The sequence below is a fragment of the Paenibacillus sp. Soil750 genome, assembly GCF_001428045.1.
Classification (GTDB): Bacteria; Bacillota; Bacilli; order Paenibacillales; family NBRC-103111; genus Paenibacillus_E; species Paenibacillus_E allorhizoplanae.
The window spans coordinates 195,460-203,888 of the sequence record NZ_LMSD01000009.1 but is presented as its reverse complement, the minus strand read 5'-3'; the positions used below and the strand labels follow the sequence as shown (position 1 = coordinate 203,888).

Sequence of the window (8,429 nt, the reverse complement as noted above, 5' to 3'; positions counted from 1 at the left end):
TTTCTTCCTCCGCTCCATTCTCATAGTCTGATTAAAACACAAATGACCCGTAAGAGGGCACTTTTTTCAAAGTGTCCATCTTACGGGTCACAGTTCAATTTACGAGGTGCAGCCGCTGTTTATCGTTTAATTCAACTTTCTTCCTCAATAATGCTTTGGTAAATCTCGAGATATTTATCGGTCATCCCACTTGTTGTAAAATGCTCGAGTACATATTCGCGAAGCTCATAAGGGTCGGGAAGCGTCTCATGGATCAATTTATTCGTCATCACTTCGACTGAGCGGCATATCAATTGAGGAAATCCGCTCATTACTTCAGGAACAGATCCATTTGGCAAGGCCAAGACAGGAGTTCCACATGCCATAGCTTCCGTCATGACAAGCCCAAATGGCTCCTCAACCAGTGTCGGAAATAACATGCATCTGGCATGCTTCAATAAATCTTGTCGAGCTTGCCCTCCGACTTCTCCGACATATTGAATAGATGGATTCGATAGGGTCTTGGAGAGAATCTCTTTATGGAAATAGTCATGATCATAGACAGGTCCAGCTATTATTAACTTTTGTCCCGCCCGCTCTGCCGCTTCAATCGCATGATGGACGCCTTTATAAGGAATAATTGCACCAATGAAAAGCAAATAATCACTTTTTTGATCAGAGAATTGAAATTCATCCGGGTTTAATCCGTTATAAACGACGTGATCATGAGGGTTGCCGAACAAGTCCCGATGTCTTTTACTCAAATAGACGGCATGTTTAACCGGATTGGTTAATGGATTATGAATCGTACAAACCGTAGGTACTGCCAGTTTCTTTTGGCCGACAACGGAAAGCTGTGTATGGTCATGAATGATATCAACACCTGGTGGCAAAGTTAGCTTGACAAAACCAGGAATTCGCCACATATCGTGCCCCACATGTAAATAAGGCATTAGCTTTCCTCGAATCTGACTTCCAAAGGGCGCATATAGAATGACTTCATGCCCCCGTTCAACAAGCTCCTCTGCCAGCGTATAAACAACTCGCTCTATGCCGCCGTATTTTACGGGTGGGACAGGAAGATAATCGGGACTTATCAGTGCAATCCTCATTCCTTTTCCTCCTACAAGATTCCCAATGAGATACTACTTCTTATTAATAGGTATATAATGTCGTTCTATTCGGAAAGGCTTCTCTCTCTCTACAAGCTCTGAGGGATTGTATCCGAACTGATCCAGCTCTAAACCCGTTATGCCTAACGACCACTTTTTGGAAAATCGTTCAGCATTCGAGTAGGCGCTTGCTGAATAATTCGTTTTATTCGTTTGAAACGTACTTCCTCCATAGTGATGAACGTAAACGTCATTCGCAACCCACAGAATTTGACCGCTGACGCGGGCTCGCAAACAGAAATCATCATCTTCATAATTCCCTGGGAAAAACCTTTCGTCCAGCCCACCTATTTTGGTAATAAGATCTTTATGAAAAAGCATGCAATGCCCGATTAATTTATGCGGAAAAAAGCCTTGATCTTTATGCTGCAGCGACCAATGGGAGGCAAAAACCTCCATCTCCGCTGAGGACTTATAGGGGACATTGTAGACGAGCTGCGACCAAGCGACATTATTAGAACGTGGCCCAACGATGGCGATATTTGGATTCTTTTGAAGGCATCCCAGTAAACGAATCAACCAACCTTCGGTAACAACGGTATCGTTATTCAGCAAACAAATGTATTCACCGTCAGCTTCCGCGATCCCTTGGTTGTTTCCAGCTGCGAACCCTTTATTATCCTGATTACATATGAGCTTAGAGGAAGGAATTGTTTGTAAGTACTCCACAGTACCATCTGTCGATCCATTGTCTACAAACACGAATTGAATCTCTATGTTGTCATCGGCATGTCGCAAAATACTTTCAACGCATTCTTTCGTAAATTTCAATCCATTCCATGTCAGCATGACTATTGAAATAAGTGAAGGCATCCCATTTCCCCCTTTCAACTCGCCATTTATAAAATGACCATAATATAAGTATTCATTTGATTTTCATATGGTGCAGGCACGTTGGAACATGAAAAAAAGCCCCCTTTCCATCTATCGGAAAGAGGACTCACTTATCCTAGCATTCTGCACCGCTCATCTCATTTGTAAAAAATCGTTTATACTCTTTTGGCGTAAGTTTAATAGCTGATTCGCCTACATAATGGAACTGCAAAGCGCGACGTTTCTTCGTAGAGAGATTATAAGGAGTACCGTGCTTGAGTAACCCGTGGAACAATAGGATACCTCCAGGTAATAGAGGCACAGCAACATCTCTTTCTACCTGTACATGGGCATCACATAACTGCCAATCTCGAATGGCATAATGTGGTGTTGCCCCATCGGCATGCGAACCAGGTATGACATGCATACAGCCATTATCAAGCGCTGCTTCATCTAGTGCGATCCACACACCAACCACGGGTTTCTCATACGCCAAATTCCCATAGGCCATATCTTGATGCCACGGCTTCTCCCCTCCACCATGCGGAGGTTTAAGCAATGCCATATCCTGAACAAGCCGCGGCGTTTCACCCAGAATATCTTGCACGATGGCAAGAATCGCAGGATGCTCTGCAATCCCTCGCAAGCGTTCGTCCACCTTAACGAATTCGTGTACCTTCCTTACCGCTAGTTCCTTTTCTTCGTCCGTTTTCAATTCACTTTTCGGCTTCGAGAATTGGATGATTGCCCCTTTATTATCTTTAAAAATAAGCTCATACAAAGCTTCTTTCGAATTCTGAATATCTTTTTCATCTAATACATGTTCGATCGCCGCGAAGCCATTTCTCAAATAATCGGCGAGAGATGACTCGTTCCAATTTTCCCCACCGTCAATTTTATCTGCAATACGGTCGTAACGGTAAAGCTTTGCCGAAATTTCTTCAGGCGATTGCTCGGTTGGTTCAGTTTTAGGCATAACGGTAACCCCTCCGTTTAAATAATTTAGCCATTTACATCTTTATTATATGAATAGAACATAGTAAAATAAATGCATTCAGACACTATATAATTTGCACTATTTTACATAAAGGAGCTGTGAGCCTTCATGTCCGTTTTCACATCCCAAGCCATTCAGCTTAATCCTTATTTCGGCAAAACGATCTGTGAAGTGAATTGGAAATGGAGCCGCCGCGAGGATGATCCTTTCCAAGACTTCGATTTCTGGTATGTATGGGATGGTGAAGGAGAGGTCACCTTAAATAGCAAACGTTACCATGTAAGTGCTGGCGATTGTTTCTTGTTTAAGCCAGGGGACCTGTCCAGTGCGAAGCATAATCCAGAACGTCCGCTTACCGTTACGTATATCCATTTCTCTGCAGAAGGGGATCATTCGTATCCGATGTCACTGCCTTCTTTCGTACATTTCGATCCCGCTGAGTTCCACGAGAGCTATCTAGATCGTTTCGTTCAAGTACGACACACAGAAACGTATGGACATGAAGAAGAAGCGAAAACGTTGCTAAAGCTCATACTTTTGCTTTTTGAACGTCAAGCACCTGACCATCAACCTCAGGGTGATCCGGCACGGCGCTCGATGAATCGAGTGATGATGGATATCGCGGCTCACATTCGGCAAGATCCTGGGCGGCAGCATAGCATTCAAGATTTAGCCAAAGAGGCGCATCTATCTCCACGTTATTTCTCTCTAAAATTCAAAGAAATCATGGGCCAGACGATTGAATCGTATCTCATTCAGTCCAGAATTGAACGTGCCTCCTATTTGCTCAAACTAGGGATGAATGTCAGTGAAGTCGCTGAAGCGCTGGGTTATCGAAGCATTTATTTCTTTAGCCGCCAATTCAAAAAAGTAACAGGAACGAACCCCTCTCAGCTTCGCTCTTGATAAATTTTTTTTGCAACTTTGGCTGAGCGTGATAAAATGTACATTCATGACAGCATCGCGCTAGTACATCAAGGAAGGTTAGGTCATCATGCATTCATCCAATTTATTACGCTCGTTTAACTTTTTGTATTTCGCATTACTTGCCCTCTTCGTCTCTTTTCTACCCGTCTATTTGGACGCACAGGGACTTTCTACATCACGAATTGGTCTCATCATCGGGACTGGTGGTTTCATCGCCATCTTTTCGCAGCCATTATGGGGCATGATCAGTGATCGTACGAAAACGATCAAAAAAATCATGTTACTTCTTCTCTTCTGTTCCACCATCATCGGGTACTTGCTGTACGATTCCAAGAGTTTTGTTGTACTGCTTCTATTTACTATGCTGCTTTACTTTTTCTTAATGCCGCTGGATCCATTGACAGAAAGCCTTAACTTCCAAACCGCGGAACGCCTTGGCACGAGCTATGGTTCCATCCGTACATTCGGAGCTGTCGGCTACGCAGTGATGTCGTTAATTGTTGGCTATGCGGCGCAGTACTTCGGCATTCATAGCTTGGCCTACCTGTTTGGCGGCATTGGTATATTGAGTTTGATCATATGCTTCGCGTTGCCGGATGCTCCTGTGATTGGGAAACCAATCTCCCTGCGCAGTCTGCGAAATTTTCTAAGTAATAAAGAAACCATTTGGTTCATGGTCTTAATCTTCATTTGTGCAGTCCCGCAGCGGATTAACGATACGTTTCTTGGTGTCTATATCCGTGAATTAGGCGGCAGCAATCATTTGGTCGGGATTGCCTTCTTCTTAGCAGCTGGGAGTGAAATTCTAGTATTCGCGTTAAGCTTCTGGTGGCTTCGAAAAGGTAGAGAATTAGCGCTTATTTCATTCGCTGCCTTCTTCTATTTCTTGCGCTTCTTAGTCAGCGCTTGGGTAACGGATCCGCATGTACTTGTTGCGATTCAGCTCCTCCAGACGTTCACATTCCCTATTTTTTACTCAGCTGCGATTCAGTACTTGTATCAGATCGTTCCTGAAGAATGGCGTGCAACTGGACAGACCGTCCTAGCTATCATCTTCTTCGGGGTCTCGGGTATCGTCGCTTCTTATCTAGGTGGATGGTTCTATCAAGCCTTTGGTGTACACACGTTATTCATCTGGGTGTCGGTCATGTCATTCACTGGATTCATGTTAAGTCTGGTGCTGCGTGCGGTCTATCGTAAACAGAAGCTGGCAACCTAAGCTTTTTCTGCTAAAATGATAGGATAGGATGAAACGGGGGCACATCATGGATTACATTATATTAGATATCGAATTTAACGGCCGCAAGTTTGCCAGTGATTTACCTATGGAAGTGATTGAGATCGGCGCTGTTCGTTTAGATGCTTCTCTGAATCAAGTTGATGAATTCTCAGCCTTGATTAAGCCTGTATATTTCTCTAAATTGAATGCCTTTATTAAGAAAAAAACAGGGATTCCCCAAGAAGATATTGATGAAGCGGCTGGTTTCCGCAAAGTGATTGCCGATTTCTTGACTTGGCTTGGACGGAGTAAAGAATTGTTGCTTGTTACTTGGGGTGGCGAAGATCTCAAGCGGATCGTGTTTGATACGCGGATGCACAAATTAGATGATGCGTATTGGATGGCTGCTCACTATTTCGACTTATTGAAAGGGTTCACCCGCTTCAAAAAAGTAACGAATGACGTCAGTGTCGAAGCCGCGCTTATGGATTTGAACATCGTTGCTGAGGGTACGGCACACAGAGCGTTGGACGATGCGAAGATGACTGCGGAGGTATTCCGCTCGATCTTCAACGATCTTGACTTTGAACGCAAGCAGCAATACGTGGACATGTACACCAATGCCAAGGAACGCAGGCTGATCAAAACAGCTGTAAAAACCATCCATACGCAAAAAGTCGTCCCCACCTGGGAGCTATTTGTTGAAAAGTATTTCGCGGATAAAATAGAGGCAGCTGACGCTAAGAAAGTCTCTGAAATGCAGACCTTATTCGCTGCGGAAGTCGCGAAAGGCGTGCCCGTCGCGAAGCCCGCGGCGAAAACGGCAGCTAAGGAGAACACAGCTTCTCAATAGTGGCGCTATGCTGTCTCAGATCCCTTTCGGAGGGAACGAGGGTTCACGATGTCATACCCCCCACTCCAGCACTGGCAATAACGAAAAAGCCAATCCGACCGATTAACCTTGCTAAGCAAGTTATCGATTAGATTGGCTTTTTATTATTTCAACCATTACAGTTGATCCACACCTAGACGGTTCGCATAGAAACCGGAGAACTCTTTCTCTTTGGTCGTCTTGGATCCGTTAGACTGTAAGGCGAATAAAGTATCGGTTAGCTCCATAAACCACATCTCATCCTTGATGCCAAGAGCAATGTCGATCATACTGCGCACGCCATCTTCTGAATCAAGTCCGCTTATTGGCAGTGCCTTCACACTGGAGAGTTTCACTTCAATTTGATGACCAATAATTTCATCTTGATCGGAAGCAATGACATGAACGAAGGCGATACCATGCTGCCAAGCGATCGCTTCCACATACCCATGAACCATTTCATCTTCACTTGTTGTTGCGACTACCCAATCACCAATTGCAACGTTCAACATACGCCTCGCCACCTTCACTCGAATTGTTACTGCATACTGTAATTATAATGATTACAGTATATAATGTCAAGTGAAGGTTACATAAACAAAAGGCATCCACATTACATGGATACCTCCCTTATTTACAACTTATTTCAAGCCAGTCGTTGCAATCCCATCAATAAATTTCTTCTGTGCGAAGAAGAATACGAGTAAGAGTGGAACGGTAGCCATTACAGATGCTGCCATGAGTAAGTGCCAGTCCGTCCCTGCTGTATCCGTGAATAATTTCATCGCAATCGGTAGTGTGAACAATTTCGACGAGGAGATGTAAATTAACGGATCGAGGAAATCTTCCCAACTGTGTAAAAAGGTGAAAATCGATAGCGTAGCGAATGCTGGTGTTGCCATCGGCACCATGATGCGCCAGAATGTTTGCCAAGGTGTACTCCCATCAATTTCAGCGGCTTCATCCAGATCCTTCGGAATCGTAATGTAAAACTGACGCAGCAAGAACACACCGAAGATTCCGCCTGCCCCTAGCATAGGTGGGATGATTAACGGGAAGTGATTATTTACGAGCCCTAACTTAGAGAACCAGATAAAGTTTGGAATAATTGTAACCTCATTGGGGATCATCATCCCGCTTAAGAGAATAAGGAAGCAAACATTTTTGAATGGAAAATGAATCTTAGCAAAAGCAAATCCAGCTAATGCTCCAAAAATACACGTTCCAACCGTTACGACAATCGCGATGTACAGACTATTCGCATAATGCGTTATAAATAAGGGCTGTGTCGTAAACACTTGCGAATAATTGGACCATACAATCGGACTCGGAATCCACTGGGGAGGAAACGAAAATATTTTCGTTTGATCCTTGAGTGATGTGGTTAACATCCAGACAAACGGCATTAAGATAACAGCGGAGACTATCGTTAGAAACACATACGTTAACACATTACCCAACATTCGGATGGATTTATTGCTCATGATGCACCCACCTTTTTCTGAAGCTCCACTGCACCATGGTAAGTACGAGTACTAAGAAGAAGAGGATAAAGGCAACAGCAGATGCGTAACCAAGATCATAGGTTTTAAAGGCTAGCTTATAGATGTAGTATACGAGTACACTTGTACTATTCCCAGGACCACCATCGGTCATAACACTAATCTGAGAGAACACTTTCAGTGAACCGATTAAGGTTATGATTAATGTTAGAAATAGTGAGGGCGAAATCATCGGTAATGTAATTTTCGTGAACTGTTTCCATTTCGATGCACCATCAATTGTAGCGGCTTCATAATACATTTTGGGTACATCCTGAAGTGCCGCGAGGAAGATGACCATATTCATTCCCACTTTTTTCAAAACACTAACTAGAATAACGACTGGCATCACTAACGTCGTATTGTACATCCAAGCAGGTCCAGTTATGCCGAAGAAATGCAATATTTGATTCACCAGCCCGGCATCCGTTGCGAATACATATTTCCAGACGATCGCCCAAACGATGATAGATGTGACGACCGGAGTAAAGATCGCGGTACGAAAAATGCCAACACCCGGAAGTTTAGTCGACAATAATAAAGCAAGTCCTAAAGCTAGCATGAGATTGAGCGGGATCAGTCCTGCTGAGAAATACAATGTATTCTTTACAGATGACCAGAACAGTTCATCCTTCGTTAATACTTGCACATAGTTATCTGCACCAACAATTTTCGTTGCATGTAGAAGCGAATAATCGGTAAAACTAAGTCCAAACGCACTAATAATCGGTCCTGCCATAAAAATTAAGAACCCAAGCATCATCGGTGCAATAAACAGATACCCATAGATCGCATTTCTGCGTTTAATTTGACTGAAGGCGTTTCGTTTCTTCGTAACTACCGTTGATGTTGACACCTCGATGGGGACCGTTCTATACGTATCCATGGTGTTCGCTTCACTCCTTTGTGA

General features: G+C 43.6%; 9 protein-coding genes. 3 read left to right on the top strand and 6 right to left on the bottom strand.

Annotation, left to right across the window (positions count from 1 at the left end):
* Positions 1-131: 131 nt before the first annotated feature.
* The 3 genes from ASL11_RS10405 to ASL11_RS10395 form a co-directional block, all read right to left on the bottom strand.
* Entirely contained in the window at positions 132-1,091 is a 960-nt protein-coding gene (locus tag ASL11_RS10405) for a glycosyltransferase family 4 protein (protein WP_056613206.1), read from the bottom strand.
* Positions 1,092-1,124: 33 nt separating this feature from the next.
* Complete coding sequence (locus ASL11_RS10400; protein WP_056613205.1) at positions 1,125-1,964, bottom strand: glycosyltransferase family 2 protein; 840 nt, start codon at positions 1,962-1,964, stop codon at positions 1,125-1,127.
* A gap of 136 nt (positions 1,965-2,100) precedes the next feature.
* Positions 2,101-2,940 (bottom strand): phytanoyl-CoA dioxygenase family protein, encoded by an 840-nt coding sequence (locus tag ASL11_RS10395; RefSeq protein WP_056613203.1) that lies wholly within the window; start codon positions 2,938-2,940, stop codon positions 2,101-2,103.
* A 129-nt stretch (positions 2,941-3,069) separates the two neighbouring features.
* On the opposite strand from ASL11_RS10395, the gene ASL11_RS10390 reads away from it, so the two are divergent.
* The 3 genes from ASL11_RS10390 (at position 3,070) to ASL11_RS10380 (ending at position 5,960) form a co-directional block, all read left to right on the top strand.
* Positions 3,070-3,867 carry a helix-turn-helix transcriptional regulator gene (locus ASL11_RS10390; protein WP_056613201.1) on the top strand — a complete coding sequence of 266 codons (798 nt, stop codon included), beginning with the start codon at positions 3,070-3,072 and terminating at the stop codon, positions 3,865-3,867.
* 88 nt (positions 3,868-3,955) lie between these two features.
* Entirely contained in the window at positions 3,956-5,107 is a 1,152-nt protein-coding gene (locus ASL11_RS10385) for an MFS transporter (protein WP_056613199.1), read from the top strand.
* 46 nt (positions 5,108-5,153) lie between these two features.
* Positions 5,154-5,960, top strand: coding sequence for a 3'-5' exonuclease (locus ASL11_RS10380; RefSeq protein ID WP_082595368.1), 807 nt, complete (start codon positions 5,154-5,156; stop codon positions 5,958-5,960).
* Between the two features lie 155 nt (positions 5,961-6,115).
* Here the strand turns inward: ASL11_RS10380 and ASL11_RS10375 are convergent, their stop codons facing one another.
* The 3 genes from ASL11_RS10375 to ASL11_RS10365 form a co-directional block, all read right to left on the bottom strand.
* Positions 6,116-6,490, bottom strand: coding sequence for a hypothetical protein (locus ASL11_RS10375; RefSeq protein WP_056613197.1), 375 nt, complete (start codon positions 6,488-6,490; stop codon positions 6,116-6,118).
* Positions 6,491-6,619: 129 nt separating this feature from the next.
* Positions 6,620-7,462: a carbohydrate ABC transporter permease gene (locus ASL11_RS10370; protein WP_056613195.1), complete on the bottom strand. Its 843-nt coding sequence runs from the start codon at positions 7,460-7,462 to the stop codon at positions 6,620-6,622.
* Positions 7,452-8,405, bottom strand: a complete 954-nt coding sequence (locus tag ASL11_RS10365) for a carbohydrate ABC transporter permease (RefSeq protein WP_056613193.1) — start codon at positions 8,403-8,405, stop codon at positions 7,452-7,454. Before ASL11_RS10365 ends, ASL11_RS10370 begins: the two co-directional genes overlap by 11 nt.
* Positions 8,406-8,429 lie beyond the last annotated feature (24 nt).

What these genes read in the sequence shown, in the direction of transcription:
- ASL11_RS10365 (WP_056613193.1), bottom strand. Translation starts at nt 8,405, where the DNA reads ATGGATACGTATAGAACGGTCCCCATCGAGGTGTCAACATCAACGGTA.
- ASL11_RS10380 (WP_082595368.1), top strand. Translation starts at nt 5,154, where the DNA reads ATGGATTACATTATATTAGATATCGAATTTAACGGCCGCAAGTTTGCC.
- ASL11_RS10385 (WP_056613199.1), top strand. Translation starts at nt 3,956, where the DNA reads ATGCATTCATCCAATTTATTACGCTCGTTTAACTTTTTGTATTTCGCA.
- ASL11_RS10400 (WP_056613205.1), bottom strand. Translation starts at nt 1,964, where the DNA reads ATGCCTTCACTTATTTCAATAGTCATGCTGACATGGAATGGATTGAAA.
- ASL11_RS10375 (WP_056613197.1), bottom strand. Translation starts at nt 6,490, where the DNA reads ATGTTGAACGTTGCAATTGGTGATTGGGTAGTCGCAACAACAAGTGAA.
- ASL11_RS10405 (WP_056613206.1), bottom strand. Translation starts at nt 1,091, where the DNA reads ATGAGGATTGCACTGATAAGTCCCGATTATCTTCCTGTCCCACCCGTA.
- ASL11_RS10395 (WP_056613203.1), bottom strand. Translation starts at nt 2,940, where the DNA reads ATGCCTAAAACTGAACCAACCGAGCAATCGCCTGAAGAAATTTCGGCA.
- ASL11_RS10370 (WP_056613195.1), bottom strand. Translation starts at nt 7,462, where the DNA reads ATGAGCAATAAATCCATCCGAATGTTGGGTAATGTGTTAACGTATGTG.
- ASL11_RS10390 (WP_056613201.1), top strand. Translation starts at nt 3,070, where the DNA reads ATGTCCGTTTTCACATCCCAAGCCATTCAGCTTAATCCTTATTTCGGC.